Annotated in this window: 20 protein-coding genes; 13 read left to right on the plus strand and 7 right to left on the minus strand. The window is 70.8% G+C overall.

Annotated elements, in window-relative coordinates; all coding sequences use genetic code 11:
* The first annotated feature begins 4 nt into the window (after positions 1–4).
* The 4 genes from OO69_RS06220 (at position 5) to pssA (ending at position 3,395) form a co-directional block, all read left to right on the plus strand.
* Positions 5–517 carry a MaoC family dehydratase gene (locus tag OO69_RS06220; protein WP_033279386.1) on the plus strand — a complete coding sequence of 171 codons (513 nt, stop codon included), beginning with the start codon at positions 5–7 and terminating at the stop codon, positions 515–517.
* Between the two features lie 2 nt (positions 518–519).
* Positions 520–1,725: an acyl-CoA dehydrogenase family protein gene (locus OO69_RS06225; protein ID WP_033279387.1), complete on the plus strand. Its 1,206-nt coding sequence runs from the start codon at positions 520–522 to the stop codon at positions 1,723–1,725.
* A 169-nt stretch (positions 1,726–1,894) separates the two neighbouring features.
* On the plus strand, positions 1,895–2,551 hold the full coding sequence (locus tag OO69_RS06230; protein WP_033279388.1) for a phosphatidylserine decarboxylase: 657 nt from the start codon (positions 1,895–1,897) through the stop codon (positions 2,549–2,551).
* A 22-nt stretch (positions 2,552–2,573) separates the two neighbouring features.
* On the plus strand, positions 2,574–3,395 hold the full coding sequence (gene pssA / locus OO69_RS06235) for a CDP-diacylglycerol--serine O-phosphatidyltransferase (protein ID WP_019062931.1): 822 nt from the start codon (positions 2,574–2,576) through the stop codon (positions 3,393–3,395).
* A 233-nt stretch (positions 3,396–3,628) separates the two neighbouring features.
* Here pssA and OO69_RS06240 read toward each other — a convergent pair whose 3' ends face one another.
* Positions 3,629–4,747: a glycerate kinase gene (locus OO69_RS06240; RefSeq protein WP_033279389.1), complete on the minus strand. Its 1,119-nt coding sequence runs from the start codon at positions 4,745–4,747 to the stop codon at positions 3,629–3,631.
* A gap of 184 nt (positions 4,748–4,931) precedes the next feature.
* Between OO69_RS06240 and OO69_RS06245 the strand changes: the two genes are divergently transcribed.
* Positions 4,932–6,008, plus strand: a complete 1,077-nt coding sequence (locus tag OO69_RS06245) for an ADP-ribosylglycohydrolase family protein (RefSeq protein WP_033279390.1) — start codon at positions 4,932–4,934, stop codon at positions 6,006–6,008.
* Here the strand turns inward: OO69_RS06245 and OO69_RS06250 are convergent.
* Positions 6,005–7,024 carry an NAD-dependent epimerase/dehydratase family protein gene (locus OO69_RS06250; protein ID WP_033279391.1) on the minus strand — a complete coding sequence of 340 codons (1,020 nt, stop codon included), beginning with the start codon at positions 7,022–7,024 and terminating at the stop codon, positions 6,005–6,007. The genes OO69_RS06245 and OO69_RS06250 overlap by 4 nt on opposite strands.
* A gap of 142 nt (positions 7,025–7,166) precedes the next feature.
* On the opposite strand from OO69_RS06250, the gene OO69_RS06255 reads away from it, so the two are divergent.
* On the plus strand, positions 7,167–7,721 hold the full coding sequence (locus tag OO69_RS06255; RefSeq protein WP_033279392.1) for a TetR/AcrR family transcriptional regulator: 555 nt from the start codon (positions 7,167–7,169) through the stop codon (positions 7,719–7,721).
* Here OO69_RS06255 and OO69_RS06260 read toward each other — a convergent pair.
* The gene (locus OO69_RS06260; protein ID WP_051800798.1) at positions 7,690–8,580 is read right to left on the minus strand and encodes an SDR family NAD(P)-dependent oxidoreductase; all 891 of its coding nucleotides are present in this window, start codon (positions 8,578–8,580) and stop codon (positions 7,690–7,692) included. The two genes, OO69_RS06255 and OO69_RS06260, sit on opposite strands and share 32 nt — an antisense overlap.
* 114 nt (positions 8,581–8,694) lie before the next feature.
* Between OO69_RS06260 and OO69_RS06265 the strand changes: the two genes are divergently transcribed.
* Together OO69_RS06265 and OO69_RS06270 are read left to right on the plus strand one after the other, a co-directional pair.
* Complete coding sequence (locus OO69_RS06265) at positions 8,695–9,546, plus strand: helix-turn-helix transcriptional regulator (RefSeq protein WP_033279586.1); 852 nt, start codon at positions 8,695–8,697, stop codon at positions 9,544–9,546.
* Entirely contained in the window at positions 9,543–10,040 is a 498-nt protein-coding gene (locus tag OO69_RS06270) for an NUDIX domain-containing protein (RefSeq protein ID WP_033279393.1), read from the plus strand. The genes OO69_RS06265 and OO69_RS06270 overlap by 4 nt, the downstream gene beginning before the upstream one ends.
* A gap of 93 nt (positions 10,041–10,133) precedes the next feature.
* Here OO69_RS06270 and OO69_RS06275 read toward each other — a convergent pair whose 3' ends face one another.
* Positions 10,134–10,334, minus strand: coding sequence for a type II toxin-antitoxin system VapB family antitoxin (locus OO69_RS06275; protein ID WP_019062937.1), 201 nt, complete (start codon positions 10,332–10,334; stop codon positions 10,134–10,136).
* Between the two features lie 67 nt (positions 10,335–10,401).
* On the opposite strand from OO69_RS06275, the gene OO69_RS06280 reads away from it, so the two are divergent.
* The 3 genes from OO69_RS06280 (at position 10,402) to OO69_RS06290 (ending at position 13,287) form a co-directional block, all read left to right on the plus strand.
* Positions 10,402–10,713, plus strand: coding sequence for a hypothetical protein (locus OO69_RS06280; protein WP_033279394.1), 312 nt, complete (start codon positions 10,402–10,404; stop codon positions 10,711–10,713).
* A 356-nt stretch (positions 10,714–11,069) separates the two neighbouring features.
* Positions 11,070–12,482, plus strand: a complete 1,413-nt coding sequence (locus OO69_RS06285) for a hypothetical protein (RefSeq protein ID WP_063744412.1) — start codon at positions 11,070–11,072, stop codon at positions 12,480–12,482.
* Between the two features lie 79 nt (positions 12,483–12,561).
* Positions 12,562–13,287: a Sir2 family NAD-dependent protein deacetylase gene (locus tag OO69_RS06290; protein WP_033279395.1), complete on the plus strand. Its 726-nt coding sequence runs from the start codon at positions 12,562–12,564 to the stop codon at positions 13,285–13,287.
* On the opposite strand, the gene OO69_RS06295 is transcribed toward OO69_RS06290, so the two are convergent.
* A complete protein-coding gene (locus tag OO69_RS06295; protein ID WP_033279396.1) occupies positions 13,277–14,047 on the minus strand; it encodes a class I SAM-dependent methyltransferase in 771 nt (256 codons plus the stop codon). The genes OO69_RS06290 and OO69_RS06295 overlap by 11 nt on opposite strands.
* Before the next feature lie 167 nt (positions 14,048–14,214).
* Here OO69_RS06295 and OO69_RS06300 point away from each other — a divergent pair, with 167 nt between their 5' ends.
* On the plus strand, positions 14,215–15,495 hold the full coding sequence (locus OO69_RS06300) for a sensor histidine kinase (protein ID WP_420707852.1): 1,281 nt from the start codon (positions 14,215–14,217) through the stop codon (positions 15,493–15,495).
* Complete coding sequence (locus tag OO69_RS06305; RefSeq protein WP_033279397.1) at positions 15,492–16,124, plus strand: response regulator; 633 nt, start codon at positions 15,492–15,494, stop codon at positions 16,122–16,124. The genes OO69_RS06300 and OO69_RS06305 overlap by 4 nt, the downstream gene beginning before the upstream one ends.
* Positions 16,125–16,143: 19 nt before the next feature.
* Here the strand turns inward: OO69_RS06305 and OO69_RS06310 are convergent, their stop codons facing one another.
* Both OO69_RS06310 and OO69_RS06315 read right to left on the minus strand, forming a co-directional pair.
* Positions 16,144–16,629: a methylated-DNA--[protein]-cysteine S-methyltransferase gene (locus OO69_RS06310; RefSeq protein ID WP_033279398.1), complete on the minus strand. Its 486-nt coding sequence runs from the start codon at positions 16,627–16,629 to the stop codon at positions 16,144–16,146.
* Positions 16,630–16,657: 28 nt separating this feature from the next.
* The gene (locus OO69_RS06315) at positions 16,658–18,136 is read right to left on the minus strand and encodes an AlkA N-terminal domain-containing protein (protein ID WP_324604530.1); all 1,479 of its coding nucleotides are present in this window, start codon (positions 18,134–18,136) and stop codon (positions 16,658–16,660) included.
* Between the last annotated feature and the right edge of the window lie 156 nt (positions 18,137–18,292).

The following is an 18,292-nucleotide window of genomic DNA, read 5'->3' on the forward strand; positions in this document are numbered from 1 at the left end:
GCCCATGCAATTCGGACGCACCTACGAGGAGTTCGAGGTCGGCGCGGTCTACAAGCACTGGCCCGGGAAGACCGTCACGGAGTACGACGACCACCTCTTCTGTCTCCTGACGATGAACCACCACCCGCTGCACATGGACGCCAACTACGCCGAGAACACAACGGACTTCGGCAAGAACGTCGTGGTCGGCAACTACATCTACTCGCTGCTCCTGGGCATGTCGGTGCCGGACGTGTCGGGCAAGGCGATCGCCAACCTGGAGGTCGAGTCGCTGAAACACGTGGCGCCGACGTTCCACGGGGACACGATCTACGGCGAGACCACGGTCCTCGACAAGACGCCGTCCAGGTCGAAGAACGACCGCGGGATCGTGTACGTCGAGACCAAGGGCTACAAGCAGGACGGCACGCTGGTCTGCGTGTTCCGCCGCAAGGTGATGGTGCCGACCGAGACGTACATCAAGGAGCGCGGCGGCGAGCAGCCCGGCCGCCCCCAGCTCAAGGAGCAGGAGAAGTAGCCATGGCGCGACTCGCCCAGACCGCCGGTCTCACCGACATCCAGCGGGAAATCCTGTCCACCGTCCGCGACTTCGTGGACAAGGAGATCCTCCCGGTCGCCACCGAGCTGGAGCACCGCGACGAGTATCCGCAGCAAATCGTCGACGGGCTCAAGGAGTTGGGCCTCTTCGGGCTGATGATCCCGGAGGAGTACGGCGGCCTGGGCGAGTCCCTGTTGACGTACGCCCTGTGTGTGGAGGAGATCGCGCGCGGGTGGATGTCCGTGTCCGGGATCATCAACACCCACTTCATCGTGGCCTACATGCTCAAGCAGCACGGGACGCAGGAGCAGAAGGACCACTTCCTGCCGCGCATGGCGGCCGGTGACATCCGGGGCGCGTTCTCGATGTCGGAGCCCGCGCTGGGTTCGGACGTCTCGGCGATCACGTCGAAGGCGGTGAAGGACGGCGACGAGTACGTCCTGACCGGTCAGAAGATGTGGCTGACGAACGGCGGAACGTCGTCACTCGTCGCCGTACTCGTGCGAAGTGACGAAGGACACCCGGAGGGCACCGCGCCCCACAAGTCGATGACGACCTTCCTGGTGGAGAAGGAGCCCGGTTTCGGTGAGGTCCGGCCCGGGCTCACCATCCCCGGGAAGATCGACAAGATGGGCTACAAAGGCGTCGACACCACCGAGTTGATCATGGACGGCCTGCGGATTCCGGCCGACCGGGTGCTCGGCGGCGAGACCGGCCGAGGTTTTTACCAAATGATGGACGGAGTCGAGGTGGGCCGCGTCAATGTGGCGGCGCGTGGCTGCGGCGTCGCTCAGCGTGCCTTCGAGCTGGGCGTCTCGTACGCGCAGCAGCGGCACACCTTCGGCAAGCCCATCGCCCAGCACCAGGCGATCCAGTTCAAGCTCGCGGAGATGGCTACCAAGGTCGAGGCCGCCCATGCGATGATGGTCAATGCGGCACGCAAAAAGGACTCCGGGGAACGAAACGACCTTGAGGCAGGGATGGCGAAGTACCTCGCCTCCGAGTACTGCAAGGAGGTCGTCGAGGACGCCTTCCGGATCCACGGCGGGTACGGCTTCTCCAAGGAGTACGAGATCGAACGCCTTTACCGCGAGGCGCCGATGCTGTTGATCGGCGAAGGTACCGCCGAAATCCAGAAAATGATCATCGGGCGCAGGTTGCTCGAAGAGTATCGATTCCAGGGCTGATTGTCCGTTTCGGGGTGTTTTCTTCGAGAAGAAGATCACACCCCGTCAACGCTCCTCAGCCGCCGACTCGGCTTCCTGGCTTGCCCAGTTGTGGCCCGCGACCGGTACGATCCCGGGAAAGCCGCCGTCCCCCGTTACAGCGCGGCATCATCCGCTACGAAGGTCATCCATGCCCCACAGCCAAACCTCTGCACCACGCGACAGCCTGGCAGGCGTACGCCTCGCGCGCGGAGCATCGCCGTGGCTCCTGCCGACCGTCGCCACCGCAGCCCTCAGCCTGGTACGTGCGCGCAAGTCCGGCGCCGCCAAGGCCGTGGCCGTACCCGCCACCGCGCTCGCGGCGGGCATGCTGTGGTTCTTCCGCGACCCCGAGCGCGAGATCACCCAGGGCCGGGTCATCTCTCCCGCCGACGGTGTGGTGCAGAGCATCATGCCGTGGAAGGACGGTCGCACCCGCGTCGCCATCTTCATGAGCCCGCTGAACGTCCACGTCAACCGCGCGCCGCTCTCCGGCACGGTGACGTCGGTCGAGCACATCCCGGGTGGTTTCGTTCCCGCGTTCAACAAGGAGAGCGAGAACAACGAGCGGGTCGTCTGGCACTTCGACACCGAGCTCGGTGACATCGAGATGATCCAGATCGCCGGCGCCGTCGCCCGCCGCATCGTCCCCTACGTCCCGCAGGGCACGAAGGTCGAGCAGGGCGAGCGCATCGGACTGATCCGCTTCGGTTCGCGCGTCGACATCTACCTCCCCGAGGGTGTCGACGTGGACGTGGAGGTCGGTCAGAAGACGGTGGCTGGGGTGACTCGCATTGACCGTGGTTGATCCGGAGACACAGGCGGGCTGGGTGCCCGAGGCCGATGAGGTGGACGACGAGGAGGAGATGCCTCTTTCTCTCCGCCTCTCAATAGCGGACACCCTCACCCTCGGCAACGCCACCTGCGGCTTCATGGCGGTGTACTTCACCACCACCGGCATCCTGATCCCGCACCTGACGGGCAACGACGAGTCGACCGGCATGGCCCGCCACAGCGCGGCCACCGCGGTCATCCTGATGCTGTGCGCGGCGGTCTTCGACCTCTTCGACGGCCTCGTCGCCCGCAAGCTGCGCTCCTCCCCCATGGGCGCGGAGCTGGACAACCTGTCGGACCTGATCAGCTTCGGCCTCGCGCCGGCGTACTTCGTCCTCGTCTACGGCATGGTCGCCGACGACGCGCACCAGAGAGTGGCCGCGGTCGGGGCGATCGTGGTGCTGCTGGCGGTGGTGCTGAGACTGGCCCGCTTCTCGTGCGTGACACCACCGAACGGCATGTTCCAGGGCATGCCCTCCCCGTTCGGCGCGCTGACGGTGGTCTCGATCGTCCTGCTCGAACTGCCCTTCGTGGCAACGCTGCTCGCGATCCTGGGCACCGCCTGGCTGATGGTGAGCCGGGTCGAGTACCCGAAGCCGCGCGGTCGCCTCGCGGTCGCGATGCTCGCCTGGATCGTCCTGTCGATGGGCCTGCTGGCATCCTGGGCGTTCGACGCCCCGGGCGGTCAGCTGCTCCTGCAGACGGGCTGCGCGCTCCAGCTGGTCATGGGCGCGGTGATCCCGCTGTTCGCGACGGCCCGCCGCGTGAACAACTTCCGCGGCAACCGGCGTGAGGCGCGGGCGGCACAGCTGCCGTAGTTCTTCAGAGCTGACGAAGGGCCCCGGACCGTTTCACGGTTCGGGGCCCTTCGCTCGTGCGGCAGCGGTGCCCGGCATCGGCACGGGCCGTCCTGGGGGCCACGCCCCCAGACCCCCATCGGCCCTGAAGGGGCCTCGTCCTCGAACGCCGGACGGGCTGGATATGAGCGGCCTGTGTCAACGAAGGGCCCCAGCCAGTCGGCTCGGGCCCTTCCCCGTTCCCTGAGCGGGAGTCAGACCAGGAAGTCCCGCGCGATGTTCTCCGCGACCCTCTCCAGGATCGGTCCGGCATCGGCGATGCACTTCACGACGTCCGGCTCGATCGACGTGAGCGGGTACGCGCGGCGGATGCCCGCGTGGCCCAGGGACTGCGGAGGCAGGGCGAGGCGGCCGCAGACCGCGACGACCTCCTTGCCCTCCGCGCGGGCCGCCGACGCGACGCCTGCGGGGGCCTTGCCGTGGAGGGTCTGTTCGTCGAGGGAGCCTTCGCCGGTGATGACGAGGGTGGCGCCTTCCAGGGCGGAGGCGAAGCCGAGGACATCGAGCATGACCTCGATGCCGGGGCGGAAGCGGGCGCCGAGGAGGAGGGCGCCGTAGCCGATGCCGCCGGCGGCACCCGCGCCGGGTGCGGAGGCGTACTCGGCGGCCTTGGTGCCGATCGCCTCCTCCAGGACCTTGGCGTAGTGGCCGAGGGCCGCGTCGAGGGCGTCCACGTCGTCCGGTGCGGCGCCCTTCTGCGGGCCGTAGACCGCAGGGGCGCCCTTGGGGCCGGTGAGCGGGTTGTCGACGTCGCTCGCGAGGATCAGGTCGACGGTGGTGAGGCGTGGGTCGAGGCCGGTGAGGTCGGCCGAGGCCAGGTCGGTCAGGCCGCCGCCGCCCGGAGGCACCGGTTCGCCCTCCGCGTCCAGGAAGCGGGCGCCGAGGGCGGAGAGCATGCCCGCGCCGCCGTCTGTCGTGGCGCTGCCGCCGACGCCGAACACGATCGTGCGGGCGCCCGCGTCGAGCGCGGCCCGCAGCAGTTCGCCGGAGCCGTACGTCGAGGAGGTGAGGGGGGCGAAGACGCCCTTGGGCAGGCGTTGCAGCCCGCTCGCCTCGGCCATCTCCACGACGGCCGTGTCGCCGCGTACCGCGAAGGCCGCGGTGACCTCGTCGCCGAGGGGTCCGGCGACCCGTATCTCCCGTCGCTCGAAGCCCGCCGCGACGGCCGCGTCCACCGTGCCGTCGCCGCCGTCGGCGACCGGCATCGCCGTCACGTCCAGATCGGGTACGACCCGGCGCAGCCCGGCCGTCACCCGCTCGGCGACCTGCACGGCCGTCAGCGACCCCTTGAACTTGTCCGCGGCGATGAGCACCCTCTGGGTGCCCCTCTGTGCAGCGTTCGCCACCTTGCGATCCCCTTGCTCTACGGGCCCCCGCGCGTTCAGGGGCCAGTCGCGCCGCTGCGACCTTAACCGGCGGACGCCCCCGGCGTCATGCCCCGACCGAACGCTGGGACCGGGCTGAGCACACGCTGTGGGAATCGGGTACACCGGAGGTATGACCCCTCTGGGCACTGAGCCGGCGCTCGCGGACCGCATCCTCGGGGGCTGGCTGGGCCGGATCGCGGGCAACATGCTCGGCAAGCCGGTCGAGCAGGGCGACCTGTGGACGCGCGACCGCATCGACCGCTATCTCCGGCAGGCCGCCGCCCTGCCCCTGACCGACTACCTCCCCGAGCCGCCCGGCGACAGCGACGGCTTCGAACTGCGCCCCGAGTGGCAGCGGTGCGTACGCGGCCGGATCCACGGCAGCTGCCGTGACGACGACGTCGACTACGCCATCCTCGGCCTCGACCTCCTGGAGACCCACGGCTTCGGTTTCAGCACCGAACAGGTCGGCGAACTGTGGCTGCGCAGACTGCCGTACCTGCAGACGTTCACCGCTGAGCGGGCCGCCTACCGCAACCTCGCCAACGGGCTCAAGCCACCGCTGACGGCTACGCACGACAACCCGTACCAGGAGTGGATCGGCGCCCTCATCCGCGCCGACATCTACGGCTGGACGAGCCCGGGTGACCCGCGTCGCGCGTCCCAACTGGCGCGCAGGGACGCGGTGTTGTCTCATTCCGGGAACGGTGTCTACGGCGCCATGTGGGCCGCTGCTCTCATCTCGTCGGCCTTCACCTCACCGACCGTCCGGCACGCGCTGGACACGGCGCTGACCGTGATCCCGCCGGGCTGCCGCCTCGCGCGGACCGTGCGCCGGGTGCTCACGCTGCACGAGACCCGGATGACCTGGGAGGACACGCTCACCACGGTGTCCGAGGAGACGGCGGGGCTCGGCTGGATCCACACGATCCCGAACGCGGCCGTCCTCACCGCCGGACTCCTGTACGGCGACGGCGACTTCACCCGCACCATCACCCTGACCGTCCGCGGTGGCCTGGACACCGACTCGAACGGCGCGACGGCCGGTTCGGTGGCCGGGGTGCTGAACGGCGCGGACGCGATCCCGGGGCAGTGGAAGGACCCGCTGGAGGACACCGTGCGCAGTGCGGTGTTCGGTTTCGACGGGGTGCGGATCACTGAACTGGCGGCGCGGACCGTTCAGTTGGTGGAGACCGCCGATGCCTAGACGGCTCCCTGCGCGATCAGGCTCCGGGCGCAGTCGAGGACGGCCTCGCGCGCGGGGCGCGGTTCCCAGCCGAGGACGCGGCGGGCCTTCTCCGTGCTGTGGCGGTTGCGGCGGCCGAGCGCGGGGGTGATCTCGCGCAGGGACGGGTCCCGGAAGCGGGCGGCGAGGCGGACGGCGAAGTCCGGGAGGCGGCGCGTGGAGACGGTACGGCCGTGCTCGCCGAGGCCGTCGCGCAGGGTGCGGGCGATGTCCTCCATCCACACGAACTCCCCGGTGGCCAGGAAGCGTTGACCGGCGGCCTCCGGTGATTCCATCGCCCGGATGTGGACGTCGACCAGGTCGCGGACGTCCACGACTTCGAGGCCGATGCGGGGGACGCCGGGCATCTTCCCGCTCACCATCCGCGCGATGATGCCGACGGAGCCCATGTTCGCGGTGGTGAGGACCGGTCCAAAGACCGCGCCGGGGAGCACGGTGGTCAGCTCGGTCGGGCCGTCGTAGTCACGCATGAAGTCCCAGGCGGCGCGCTCGGCGAGGGTCTTGGAACGCCGGTAGGGGATGAGGGTCGGATCCTCTGGATCGGTCCACAGCGACTCGTCGGTGATGCCTTCGGAGGCGTACGACGAGGGGCTCGCGGCGTTCGCGGCCGAGGTCATCACCACGCGTCGTACGCCAGCCTCGGTGGCCGCGCGCAGCACGCGCAACGCTCCGCCACGGGCCGCGGCGATCAGCGCGTCTGGGTCGTCCGAGGCGGCGCCGAGCGGGGAGGCGACGTGCAGGACGAGGTCGACGCCCTTGAGCGCGGCGTCCCAGCCCTCGTCTGCGGTGAGGTCGGCGACGGCGAAGCTCAGCCGGCCGGCGGGGTCGGCGACGGTCGCGACGGCGTCGGTGACCGCGCGTTCCTTGCCCGGGGCGCGGACGGTCGTACGGACGTCGTAGCCGCGGCGGAGCAGTTCGGCGATGCACCAGCCTGCGATGTAGCCGCTGCCTCCGGTGACCAGGACGGTTTCGGGCATGACGGTGCTCCCTTGCTCCCTGTGGTGTCGGATGGGGATGTGCCAGAATGGAGAGCGAAACGGAGGCCCCTCCGGTACATCCATCAACGTACCGGAGGACCCTCCGCTTAGCAATCCGACACCGGACGGACGCCCCAGACCCGTGAACCCGAAACCGACCCGCCGCGACGCCGTCGACAACCGGGAACGCATCCTGACCGTCGCCCGCGAGGCGATCGCCGCGTCGAGCAGCGCGTCCCTGACCGCGATCGCCAAGGAGGCGGGCGTAGGCATCGGGACGCTGTACCGCCACTTCCCCACCCGGGAGGCACTGATCCTGGAGCTGTACCGGCACGACATACAGCACCTGATCGACCGCGCGCCGGTGCTCCTCGCGGACCATCCCCCACTCACAGCTCTACGCCTCTGGTTTGACGAGGTCGCCCACTACGGGAGGCTCAAATACGGCGTCGCCGAGGTCATCCACGCGGCGACGGACGGGGGCGCGGACGACGAGTACTTCGCGCCCTTCGTGGCCGCAATCGCCGTACTCCTGAAGGCGGGTGCCGCCGACGGGTCGCTCAAGTCCGGGCTCGATCCGGAGGATGTGCTGCTTCAGCTGAGTGTGTTGTGGCGGCTCGATCCGGCGCGGGGTGGGGAGGCGCGGGCCGGGCGGATTCTGGACCTCATCGTGGACGGGCTGCGGGCGACTCCGTAGCCACCGCGCCGCCGAACGCCTCCGCCGTCACGCCGAACGCGCGCAGCACCAGCCGGTCGCGCAGGCCGTCCGGCAGGAAACGCAGCAGGGCGAGGGCGCGGCCGTCCTTGCCCGTGGTGGTGAGGGTGGCGGGGCGGCGGGCGGTCAGGGCGCGGACGACGGCGTCCACGGCCGGAGCGACCGGGCCGAGCTGCTGGCGGGCGGCTGTTGTGCGTACGGCGTCCAGGGCGCGGGCGTAGTGGCGTCGGGTCGCCGGGGAACCGGCCCAGCCCAGGTCGGCGCTCGCCTTGTCCGCGGTGGCGAAGATGGGGGTGTCCATGGCGCCGGGTTCGACGAGGGTGACCTTGACGCCTTGGTAGCGGAGTTCCGCGCGCAGGGCATGGGTGAGGGCGGCGAGGGCGGCCTTGGAGGCGGCGATCGGGCCGAAGAACGGCGGCGGGACACGGGCCGAGACGGCGCCGATGTTCACGATCCGGCCGCCGGACGCCCGTAGCGCGGGCAGGAAGGCGCGGATGACGGTCGCCTGACCGATCACGTTGATCTCGAACTGGCGGCGCCATGCCTCGGCGGGCGTCAGCTCGACGGGGCCCTGGCCCATGATCGCGGCGCTGTTGACGAGCCCGTCCAGCCGCGGGCCGACCTGCTCGGCCGCCGCGGCGACGGAGTCCTCGTCGGTCAGTTCGAGCCGGACGGGGGTGAAGCCGGCGTCCCGGAGCGCTTCCGCGTCCGCGGGGCGGCGGTGGGCGGCGTACACGGTCCAGCCGTCGGCGTGCAGGGCGCGTGCCACCGCGGAGCCGACGCCGCCGGTCGCGCCGGTGACCAGGACGGTACGGGGAGTGGACGGGGACAGCTCAGCCACAAGGGCCGCCTTTCGGCAGGGAGTTGGGATCACCGCGGACCTGCGGGTCCGGTGTCCCTCCCACCCTGCGCCGAGCCGTTCCCCGTTTGAAGAGTGCAGAATTTACTGGTGCCCGTGACACCACCACCAGAAGCCAAGGACCACGGCCGCAAGGCCCTCGCCACCTTCCTGCGGTCCCGGCGCGAGCGTGCCGACCCGGCGGAGACGGGGCTGCCCGCGGGCGGTCGCCGCCGCACCCCGGGGCTGCGCCGCGAGGAGGTCTCGCTGCTCTCCGGCGTGAGCCTCACCTGGTACACCTGGCTGGAACAGGGCCGGGACATCAATGTGTCCCCGCAGATCCTGCTGGCCCTCACCCGCGCGTTGCAGTTGGACGACGTGGAACGGGCGCACCTGTTCCGGCTGGCGGGACGGACCGCCCCCGAACCGGCCGAGCGGTCCCTCCAAGTCCCGGACGCCGTACGGGCGTTCCTGGACACGCTGATGCCAAACCCCGCCTTCGTCATCGACCGCTGCTTCGACGTCCTGGCCTGGAACCGGGCCCAGGAAGCCATCCTCGGCCCCGCTCTCCTCGACCGGCCGCGCCGCGAACTCAACAGCGCCTGGCTGCTGTTCAGGGAACCGGGCATCCGTGGGCTGATGCCCGAGTGGGAGGCGGAGACGGAGTGGATGGCGGGCCTGCTGCGTCAACAGGCGGCGTACGAACTGGACAACCCGCGGTTCGCGGAGCTGATCGCCGAACTGGTCGCCACCAGCCCGCACTTCGCACGCCTGTGGGAGGCGCACGAAGTGGTGGAGTTCCGCTCCTCCCTGCGCCGCTACCACCACCCTCTCGCGGGTGACATCGAGGTGTCGTTCGTACGGCTCGCGGTGCAGGAGGCGCCCTGGTTGAGCCTGGTCTGTCACTTCCCGGTGCCGGGCAGCGAGTCGGAGAGGCGGCTGCGCGGGCTGGTTACCCTTCCTGGATGACCACTACGCAAGACTTCGCCACGTACCTCGCGGGTCTCCCCCGCATCCTCGCCGGGGCCGCCGCCCTCTTCCGTGACACCGAGGGCCAGGTCCTCCTCGTCGAGCCCAACTACCGTGAGGGCTGGGCCCTTCCGGGCGGCACGATCGAGTCGGACGACGGCGAGACCCCGCGCCAGGGCGCGCGCCGCGAGACCTTGGAGGAGATCGGCCTCGACGTCGAACTCGGCCGACTGCTCGCCGTCGACTGGGTCTACCACGGCCCGGACTACCCGCCGTTGGTGGCCTACCTGTACGACGGCGGGGTCCTCACGGCGAACGACCTCAAGTCGATCCAACTCCAGGAGGAGGAGCTGCTGTCGTGGCGGCTCGTCCCGCGCGAGGAAGTCACGGAGTACCTGCCGGGGTCGTTGGGACTGCGGGTTCTGGTCGCGCTGGATGTGCTTGAAGAGGGGGCGGGGACCGCGGAGTTGGAGAACGGGGTGCGGGTCGGCTGACGCCGAGAGCGAGCAACACCGGGCGCGGCCGGGCAAGTTGACGGACATCGGCCGCCCTGCCGCGCAGGGCTCAGCCCTCGACGCCCCGCGGGTTCAGCCCTCGACGTCCCGGGGTTTCACGTCCACCTCGCGCAGCGCGTCGTCGCGGGCCTCGGCCCTGGCCTCCGTGCGGTGGCCTCGCTCGATGTAGTCACGGACGACGAGTTCGACGGCGTCCTGCGGGTTGCCCACGCCCGCGAGCACCATGACTTCCACGACGAGAGCCGCGTCCAGCGAGACGGTCACCTTGGCCATGCGCGGACGGTAGCACCCGCCGCCGCGTCCCGGACATCCTGACGAAACCAGGAGCAACTCCCCGCCGATGACGAGCCCTTCCCCCGTGGACGACGACCGCGGCTGCCTGCGCCTGGTCCTCGCGGTCCCCCTCGTGCTGCTCACCCTTCTCGCCGTGTACTTCTGCTGGGCGGTGCTGACCATCCGCCCGTCCGGCTCCTGGGACGACGACGCGTACGCCGGCATCGCGCTCGCGTGTGTGCTCGCCATCGGTGCCGCCGGTGCGGTGGTGGGGGTGTGGCTGCTGCCGTCCGTTCGGCGGGTCATGGGGTGGTGGTGGGTGGGGCCGGCCGTCGTGTCGGGCCTGGTCGCGGTGATCCGGTACGTGGGAGCCGGCTGACGACGCGGTGTCCGCCGTCCCGTCGTCGCATGCGCCCGTGGATCCGTTGCCGCGGTGGATCCCTGTGTGCCGTGGATGCGACACAGCCCCGGGCCGCAGCGCACAGCCGTAGGCCTCAAGAACCCTGGAGTTCGTCCGGTCGTCAGGCCTCGGCCTTGGCGACACCGATCGATCCCAGGCCCTCCCCCGGAAAGCCGCTCGCCAGTCCCCATGCCAAGTCCCAGCCCCAGCCCCGCTCTCCGCTCTCCGCTCTCCGAATGTGCGGCAGAACATGATCACCGACGTTGACCCCGCACACCCGGCCTGCGCACAATCTGCGGGCCCAAGAGGGCCGTTGGCGACCAGGGAGGCCCAGCATGTGTGGAGATCGCGGTCACCGCGAGACCATCTCCTCGATCGCGCGAAACCCCGCGGCGCCGGCCGACGTCCTGACCAGGCTGCTGTGCGAGGAAGCCAAGGCGGCATGGAGCACGCTCGCCCGGCGGGCTCTGCCGGACGAGGTGGTCGACGCCATCGTCGCGCACCCCGACCGCACACTGCGGGCCCTGCTCACCGAGAACATCTCGGTGCCGGCGGAACAACGCGCCAGGCTCGTGGACGATCCCGATCCGCGCGTCCGCCTCGGTCTGGCCATGGGACCCGACTGGTTCCGGATCCCCACGCCGCCGCTGCCCCTGTCCGCTCAGCGGCGCCTGCTCAACGATCCCGAACCGAAGGTCCGCCGAAGCGCGGCCTTCTGCCACGACACCGCTCCGAGCCTGGTCGCCGGGCTTGCCGACCACCAGGAAGCGGAGCTTCGACAGGCGGCCTGCCGCGAGTGGGCCTCGCTGTCCGAGGACTCCCGAAGCCGTCTGCTCCACGACGCCGATGACGGAGTCCGCCGGGCGGCCCTGAGCCAGGCCTGCCGCGAGGACGCGGCCTGCACGGACCTCCTTCTCGGCCTTCCCGACGATCCCGACGCGGGAATCGGCGGCCTCGCCAGGTGGAAGGTGATCCGCTACGGCGCCATGAGCGCGGCGACCGCCGAACGGCTCGCGGCAAGCACCGAAGCGACGGACCGGCGGGAACTGGCGGCCAACCTCCACGTTCCCATCGACATCGTCCGGACGTTGGCGGACGACGAGGCGCACAGCGTACGGCTGGCGGTATCGGTACGCCCCGAACTGACCGAGACGGAACGCGACTCCATCGACGTCACCATCAGCCCGTCCGACCGGCTCGACCCCGTCGAATGGGTTCGTCTCTGCGCCGATCCCGACGTCCTGCGCCGATGCGCCAAGTCGGCCAACACGCTGCTGCGGCGCAGCGCCGCCTGCAGTCCGCACCTGCCCGCCGACGCCGTCGACCTGCTCTCGAAGGACGAGGACCACCCCGTACGACTCCTGCTGTGCGAGAACCAGCCGACCGTCGACGGCGAGGTGGTGCTGCAGACGTATCTGGAATGCCGGGTCATCACCAGAGGTGCTCTGCAGGCCCACCCGAACTTCCCGCGCGCGGGCAACGGGCAACGCTTCGCCGACGACCCCGATCCGGAGAGGCGCCGGCTGGCGCTGCTGGACCCTGACGTGCCCGTCGACACCCTGGTCCGGTTGCTTGCCGACCCCGACGATCTCGTACGTGCCAGGGCAACCGCGCACCCCGCGCTGCCGGTCGATCTCATCCTCGAGCGCTGCGAGAATCCGGAGACCTCCGCCGACGCTCTCAGCAACCCGAGCCTTCCCGTGGAAACCATGCACCGACACCTCGACACAGCGGGTGTCCCCAACTGACACGGGCGGCAGGGGCGAGGCGAGAAGCGCACCCCGATATCCGTTCGCTCCGCGTGGGCAGGCGTCCTACTCTCGGCCCATGGACAGGCCTCTCGTAGCGATCCTCAGTGGCGCGGGTATCTCCACCGACTCCGGCATCCCCGACTACCGCGGCCCGAACGGCCTCTGGCGCCGTGACCCCGAGGCCGAGAAGCTCGTCACCTACGAGTACTACATGGGTGACCCGGAGATCCGGCGCCGGTCCTGGCAGATGCGGCGCAAGAACCACACGCTCCAGGCCGAGCCGAACGCCGCCCACCGGGCCGTCGTAGAGCTGGAGAAGTCCGGCGTACCCGTGCGGGTCATCACACAGAACATCGACGGGCTGCATCAGCTCGCCGGGCTGCCCGCGCGCAAGGTGGTCGAACTGCACGGCACCGCGCGGGAGTTCAGCTGCACCAAGTGCCCTGCGCGCGGGCCGATGGCGGACGCGATCGCCCGGGTCGAGGCCGGGGAGGACGACCCCGCATGCCTGGAGTGCGGCGGGATCCTGAAGTCCGCGACCGTGTACTTCGGGGAGCGGCTCGACCCCGTCGTGCTCGGCGAGGCCGTCGCCATCACCAAGGCCTGCCAGGTGTTCATCGCCGTCGGGAGCAGTCTCCAGGTGCAACCTGCCGCCGGGCTCGCCGGTGTCGCCGCCGATCACGGGGCGCGGCTGGTCATCGTCAACGCCGAGGAGACGCCGTACGACGAACTCGCCGACGAGGTCGTACGGGAGCCGATCGGGACCGCGCTGCCCCGGCTGCTCCACGGACTCAGTGGGTGACCCGGAGCTTCGACTGGCCGTGCGGGAGTTGCTCCCAGTCGTCCATGAAGTGGGCGTTCAGGCCGTGTTGGGCGGTCAGCGCGACCAACGTCTCGGTGCGGTAGTAGAAGTCCTCGTGGAGGACGTGGTGTTCCTCGCCCTCCGTGCGGTCGAAGGTGAAGTCGAACCAGCCGCCCGGTGCCAGGACGCGGCCGACGTTGGCGAGGCACTCCTCGATGACCGGAAGCGGGGAGTGCGAGAACACGCTGTGCGCGTGGACGACGTCGAAGTGCGCGTCGGGGAGGAAGCGCAGGGTCAGGTCGTGTACGGGGGTGAGGGTGGGGAGGCGTTTCTGCAGGCCCATCTCCACGAGCGTGTCCTGTGCCGCCGCCAGGATGTCGGGCGAGATGTCGATGCCGTAGTAGTGCCCGGGGTCCAGGTGGCGGATGAAGCGCCAGCCGCCGCGCAGGTTGCCGCAGCCGATCTCCAGCATGCGGTGTCCGGGGCGCAGGCCATGGCCCAGGAGGTAGTCGAACTGCAACGCGCCCAGCGCCAGCCAGCGTTCGCGGCTCGCGCTGCCGACCGCCGCGTCCGGGTCGGCCCGGGTGTCGGAGCGCATCACGGCGCGGTAGTAGGAGACGTGGTCCGGGTGACGGTGACGGAGCCAGGCGTCCCGGGTGGCACGGGCCAGGTGGCGGGGCACGCGGTCGGGGTGGCGCAGGGCGTAGGCGATGCGGTGGCCGAGGGCGGCGCGGTTGGCGGTGAGGTTCTTGGTGGGCACGGGGTGGTCGCCTTCCGAGGTGGGGTGCGGGGTGGTGATGCCAGCCTCGGTGCGGGAGTCGGGTCTCCGGCTCGGTCAACGGGCGGTGATCCGGGGGCGGTTCGGGTGATCCGGATGTCAGCCGATCGGTTGATGCGCCGTCCCGTCCGTCGCGTTAGACACGGAGGATGGGACACACGGAACGGCAGAGGAAACGGCAGAGGGAACGACGGGGGACGGGACACATCGGTCCGGACGAGCGGCTCTTGCCCGCGGTGGTGCACGGCGCGTTCTTTCTGCTGCTCGGCTCGTCGTTCGTGCGCTTCCTGACCCGTGACCAGGGTGGGGCGCGCACCAGTTGGGTGCTCGCGCTGTACGCGCTCTTCTGTCTGCTGTACGTCCTCGGGCAGTTCCTGGCCCCGGCGCCCCGCCCGGGTTCCGCGCCCAGCCCGCGTCATCTCGCCTGGCTGGGCTGGGTGTTCGCCGTCTGGACCGTGCTGCTCGCCCTCGCGCCGAGTGCCACCTGGTGCGCGATGCCCCTGCTGTTCGCCGGCCTGTACGCGCTGCCCGCGCGGTTCGCGGTGCCGCTGGCCGCCGTACTCACCGCGCTCGTCGTCGCCTCCGAGATACGGGTGGCCGACGGCGCGCTCAACCCGAACATGATCGTCGCCCCGCCGGCCCTCGCGGCGGTCGCCACCGCCGTACTGGTGCGGTCGCAGCGGCAGGCGGCCCGGCAGCGCGTCCTGATCGACGACCTGGTCCGCACCCGCCGCGACCTCGCGGCCACCGAACGGCGGGCCGGTGTGCTGGCGGAACGGCAGCGGCTGGCCACGGAGATCCACGACACCGTGGCGCAGGGCCTGTCCAGTCAGCAGATGCTGTTGCAGGCCGCCGAGCGGCTGTGGCGGACGGATCCGGAAGCGGCCCACGCGCACGTGCTCAAGGCCGCCGAGATCACCTCCCGCGGGCTCGCCGAGGCACGCCGGTTCGTACACGACCTGGCACCGGCCGACCTCGTCGAGGACTCCCTGCCCGCGGCGCTGCGCGCGCTCGCCGAGCGGGAGAGCGGGCCGGGCCTGACGGTGGAGTTCCGGCTCGACGGCGATCCGGGGGCGCTGCCCGAGCGGACCTCGGCGGCGCTACTGCGCATCGGCCAGGGCGCGTTGGCCAACGTACGCGAGCACGCGGCCGCGACCCGGGCCGCGCTGACCCTGACCTGCCTCGACGACCAGATCTCCCTCGACGTCGCCGACAACGGCCGTGGTTTCGTTGCCAGTTCTCCCCCGGTGTCCGCACCCGGCCGGGCGCGCGGCCACGGACTGCCCGCGATGCGGATCCGGGCCCGGCAGTCCGGTGGCACGCTGAGCGTGGAGTCGGCCCCCGGCGAGGGCACGGTCGTGTCGGTCGCCGTACCTTTCGTCCCCGTCGGCCCCGGCGTCCGTGATTCCCGTGAGGAGCTCGTCCCGTGAGCGCACCCGTACCCGTACGTCTGCTGCTGTGCGACGACCACGCGGTCGTACGGGCCGGACTGCGTGCGCTGCTGTCCAGCGCGGACGGCATCGAGGTGGTCGGCGAGGCGGGCAGCGGCGAGGAGGCCCTCGCCCTGGCCGCCCGGGTCCGGCCCGACGTGGTGCTGATGGACCTCCAGCTCGGCGACGGCATGGACGGAGTGACGGCCACGAGGAAGCTGACCGCCGGTGACGGCCCCCGTGTCCTCGTCCTCACCATGTTCGACACCGACGCCGACATCACCCGCGCCGTGGAGGCGGGCGCCACGGGTTACCTCCTCAAGGCCGAACGCCCCGAGGAACTGTTCACCGCGATCCGCGGCGCCGCGTCCGGCCGTACGGCACTCTCGGCCCCGGTCGCCGACCGGCTCATGGCGCGGATGCGCAGCCCGCACCCCACCCTGTCCGAGCGCGAGCTCGAGATCCTCGGCCAGCTGTCCCGCGGCCTCGGCAACCGGGAGATCGCCCGGGCCCTCTTCATCAGCGAGGCGACGGTCAAGACCCATCTCGGGCGCATCTACGGCAAGTTGGGGGTGGAGACCCGGTCCGGGGCGGTGGCCGTCGCCCAGGAGCGACGGCTGCTGTCATGACACCGCACCGCCCGGATTGCTAGAAGAGCGCCGCCCCGCTCTCGAAGTCCAGCAGCCGCTGCTTGCGGTCGAGGCCGCCGCCGTAGCCCGTGAGGCTGCCGTTCGCGCCTACGACCCGGTGGCACGGGACGATGATCCCGATGGGGTTCTTGCCGTTGGCGAGGCCCACCGCGCGGGAGGCGCCCGGGTTGCCGAGGGCGTCGGCGAGGTCGCCGTAGGAGCGGGTCTCGCCGTAGGGGATGCGGCGGAGCTGGTCCCAGACCGTCTGCTGGAACGGGGTGCCGTGCAGGCGTAGTTGGACCGTGAACTCCTTCAACTCGCCCGCGAAGTAAGCCTGTAGTTGGGCTGTCGTCTCGGCGAAGGGGGTGTCGTCGGGGGTGCCGAAGTTCTCCTCCGGGGGGCGGTGGCGCTGGTCGACCATGTAGAGGCCGCAGAGGGCGCCGTCCTCGTCGGCGACGAGGGTCAGCGGGCCGTACGGGCTGTCGATCACCGTGTGGTGCTTCATAACCTTGACTTTTCTAGTCCGAATGCCCTTATACCGGCAGGAAGTTGATCGGGTGGCTGTCCGTCGCCCACAGGTACTGGACCGCGTACGCCCGCCAGGGCCGCCAGGCCGCCGCGCGTGCGGTGAGGGCCGCCGGGGTCGACGGGAGGCCCAACTCCTGGGCCGCGCGCCGGATTCCGAGGTCGGTGGGGAGGAAGGCGTCGGGGTCGCCGAGGGCGCGCATGGCAATGACGTCGGCCGTCCAGGGGCCGAAGCCGGGGAGCGAGAGGAGTTGGGCGCGGGTTTCCGTCCAGTCGCTCTCCACTCCCAAGTGGAGGGTGCCGTCGGCCAGTTGGGCGACCAGGGTGGTGAACGTGGTGCGGCGGGTCCGCGGCATCGCCAGTGATTCCGGGTTCACCGCCGCCAGTGACGCCATCGACGGAAAGAGGTGGGTCAGGCCTCCCTCGGGGTCGTCGACCGGTTCGCCGTGCGCGGTGACCAGGCGGGCCGCGTGGGTGCGGGCCGCCGCCGTGGAGACCTGCTGGCCGAGGACGGCCCGTACGGCGAACTCCGCCTCGTCGACCGTGCGCGGGACGCGGCGGCCCGGCGCCTTGTCCACCAGCGGCGCCAGCACCGGGTCCGTCCTCAACTGGTCGTCCACCGCGACCGGATCGGCGTCCAGGTCGAGCATGCGGCGGCAACGGCTGATCGCCACCGGCAGGTCGCGCAGGTCGCTGAGGGTGAGGCGGCAGGCGATGTGGTCGGACTTGGGAGTCAGGGACGCGATGCCGTGGCCGTAGGGGAGGCGGAGGGTGCGGCGGTACGCGCCGGCCCGCCACTCCTCCACGCCCGGTACGGCGGTCGCCGCCAGGTGGCCGAAGAGGTTGTCGGGGTTGAGGGGGGTGCGGAACGGCAGGCGGAGGGTGAGGGTGCCGGGGGTCAACACGGTTGTCTTCGGGCGCCTGTTGCGCAGGTCGCTCGGGGAGAGGGCGAAGACGTCGCGCACGGTGTCGTTGAAGGTGCGGATCGAGGAGAAGCCGGCGGCGAAGGCGATCTCCGCCATCGGGAGGGCGGTCGTCTCGATCAACAGCCTTGCCGTCTGGGCGCGTTGGGCGCGGGCCAGGGCCAAGGGACCTGCGCCGAGTTCGGCGAGGAGCTGGCGTTCGATCTGGCGGGTGCTGTAGCCGAGGCGGGCGGCGAGGCCGGGGACGCCCTCGCGGTCCACGGTTCCGTCGGCGATCAGGCGCATGGCGCGGGCCACCAGGTCGGCCCGCTGGTTCCACTCCGGAGAGCCGGGGCTGGTGTCCGGGCGGCAGCGCTTGCAGGCCCGGAAACCCGCCTGCTGGCAGGCCGCCGCGCTCGGATAGAACGTCATGTTCTCCGGCTTGGGCGGAACGACCGGGCAGCTGGGCCGGCAGTAGATGCGGGTGGTCAGGACGGCCGTGAAGAACCAGCCGTCGAAGCGCGCGTCCTTGGACTGGACCGCGCGCACGCAGCGCTCCGTGTCGGTGTGCATCCCGTTCTGCATACGTCCAGCATCCGATACGGGGCGGACCGGGGCTGGCGGGAATCCGACATCAACCTTGCGTGGCCTGGTCAGGCACGGATCACCGTACTCCCGGCGCGGGCGTCAGGGCTGCGGGCGGGTTATGCGTTTGTGGTGTGACCACCGGCTTTGTAGCGT

Origin of the sequence: Streptomyces sp. NRRL F-525 (assembly GCF_000716605.1) — a bacterium.
In the GTDB taxonomy this organism is placed as follows: Bacteria; Actinomycetota; Actinomycetes; order Streptomycetales; family Streptomycetaceae; genus Streptomyces.